This is a genomic window from Rhizobium sp. NFACC06-2, assembly GCF_900101425.1.
GTDB classification, from domain to species: Bacteria; Pseudomonadota; Alphaproteobacteria; order Rhizobiales; family Rhizobiaceae; genus Agrobacterium; species Agrobacterium leguminum.
Map to the genome: position 1 here is coordinate 1 of NZ_FMVA01000037.1, position 2500 is coordinate 2500.

Sequence of the window (2500 nt, forward strand, 5' to 3'; positions counted from 1 at the left end):
TGGTTGCGGGGGCAGGATTTGAACCTGCGGCCTTCAGGTTATGAGCCTGACGAGCTACCGGGCTGCTCCACCCCGCGTTGAATGGTTTTATTATAGCATAAAGGCCGCATTTGCGGCCTTTTGATTTGGGCTTTTTTGCCCTTTAGTGATTGAGAAGATTTTGAGTTGCGTTTTGCAGACCTGGCAGCGACCTACTCTCCCGCGTCTTGAGACGAAGTACCATTGGCGCTGGGGCGTTTCACGGCCGTGTTCGGAATGGGAACGGGTGCAGCCGCCCCGCGATAACCACCAGGTCGGCAAAACGCAACATATGATCCATGCGTTTCGCATGGATCATATGATTGCTTGTTTATTGGTGTACCTTATCCTGTTCGCTTGCCGCTCACAGGGGACACCAATTGGCCATACGGTCACCTCGCATATGAGGCAACGTCTGATCCAAGCGATCACAGACCATGTTTTCACATGGAAACTGTTGTTTCGAGAAGCTGGAGAGCCGAAGCTCTATTTAATTTACACGTCTTTCTGTGACCGATCCGTTTGTCTGCCTTGCTCGAGATCGAGCGTGGCAGCCATACAGACCAGAGGTCGTCGCGCCCTGTGGCGCGGCCCGTCCGGAGCCCTTCGGGCGTCAGGACAGAACAGATCATCAAGCTTCGCTTGATGAACATATTCAATGGGAACGAAGAAGTCGATCGAGCTATTAGTAACGGTAAGCTTCACACATTGCTGTGCTTCCACACCCGTCCTATCAACGTGGTCGTCTTCCACGGCTCTGATAGGGAACACTCGTTTTCAGGTTGGTTTCCCGCTTAGATGCCTTCAGCGGTTATCCATTCCGTATATAGCTACTCTGCTATGCCCTTGGCAGGACAACAGATCCACCAGAGATACGTCCATCCCGGTCCTCTCGTACTAGGGACAGATCCTGTCAATATTCCTACACCCACGGCAGATAGGGACCGAACTGTCTCACGACGTTCTGAACCCAACTCACGTACCGCTTTAAATGGCGAACAGCCATACCCTTGGGACCTGCTCCAGCCCCAGGATGCGATGAGTCGACATCGAGGTGCCAAACAACCCCGTCGATATGGACTCTTGGGGGTCATCAGCCTGTTATCCCCGGCGTACCTTTTATCCGTTGAGCGATGGCCCTTCCACACGGGACCACCGGATCACTATGACCGACTTTCGTCTCTGCTCGACTTGTCAGTCTCGCAGTCAGGCTAGCTTATGCCATTGCACTCGACGACCGATTTCCGACCGGTCTGAGCTAACCATCGCGCGCCTCCGTTACTCTTTCGGAGGCGACCGCCCCAGTCAAACTACCCACCATACACTGTCCCGGATCCGGATAACGGACCGCGGTTAGACATCCACGAAGATAAGGGTGGTATTTCAAGGATGGCTCCACAGAAACTGGCGTCCCTGCTTCAAAGCCTACCACCTATCCTACACATGCCTTGGCGAATGCCAGTGTAAAGCTATAGTAAAGGTGCACGGGGTCTTTCCGTCTGACCGCAGGAACCCCGCATCTTCACGGGGAATTCAATTTCACTGAGTCTATGTTGGAGACAGCGGGGAAGTCGTTACGCCATTCGTGCAGGTCGGAACTTACCCGACAAGGAATTTCGCTACCTTAGGACCGTTATAGTTACGGCCGCCGTTTACTGGGGCTTCAGTTCAGAGCTTGCACCCCTCCCTTTAACCTTCCAGCACCGGGCAGGCGTCAGACCCTATACGTCGTATTGCTACTTCGCAGAGCCCTGTGTTTTTGATAAACAGTCGCTACCCCCTGGTCTGTGCCACCCCATCATACTTGCGTACAAAAGGGTCACGCTTCTTCCGAAGTTACGCGTGCAATTTGCCGAGTTCCTTCAACATAGTTCTCTCAAGCGCCTTGGTATACTCTACCTGACCACCTGTGTCGGTTTCGGGTACGGTCTATACGGTGGAGCTATTTCCTGGAACCTCTTCGCCGCCCAACCAATCCAATAAGGTTGAACAACACACGAGATCCGTCACTACCACCAGGCCCACGAATATTAACGTGGTTCCCATCGACTACGCGTGTCCGCCTCGTCTTAGGGGCCGGCTAACCCTGCTCAGATTAACTTTAAGCAGGAACCCTTGGTCTTTCGGCGAGGGAGTCTCTCACTCCCTTTATCGTTACTCATGTCAACATTCGCACTTCCGATATCTCCAGCAGCCCTCACGGGTCCGCCTTCACAGACTTACGGAACGCTCCGCTACCACTTGCACAAAGTGCAAATCCTCAGCTTCGGTGCATGGCTTTAGCCCCGTTACATTTTCGGCGCAAAGACCCTTATTTAGACCAGTGAGCTGTTACGCTTTCTTTAAATGATGGCTGCTTCTAAGCCAACATCCTGGTTGTTTTGGGATCCTCACATCCTTTCCCACTTAGCCATGACTTGGGGACCTTAGCTGGAGGTCAGGGTTGTTGCCCTTTTCACGACGGACGTTAGCACCCGCCGTG

Annotated in this window: 1 tRNA gene and 2 rRNA genes (1 of these 3 cut by a window edge); all 3 read right to left on the reverse strand. The window is 53.2% G+C overall.

The annotated features are described in order from the left end of the window. Positions 1-77: transfer RNA gene (locus F3H58_RS26955), tRNA-Met, on the reverse strand. 101 nt (positions 78-178) lie between these two features. Then, positions 179-293 (reverse strand): 5S ribosomal RNA (gene rrf, locus F3H58_RS26960). A gap of 389 nt (positions 294-682) precedes the next feature. Then, positions 683-2500: ribosomal RNA gene (locus F3H58_RS26965) — 23S ribosomal RNA — on the reverse strand (it continues 1200 nt past the right edge of the window).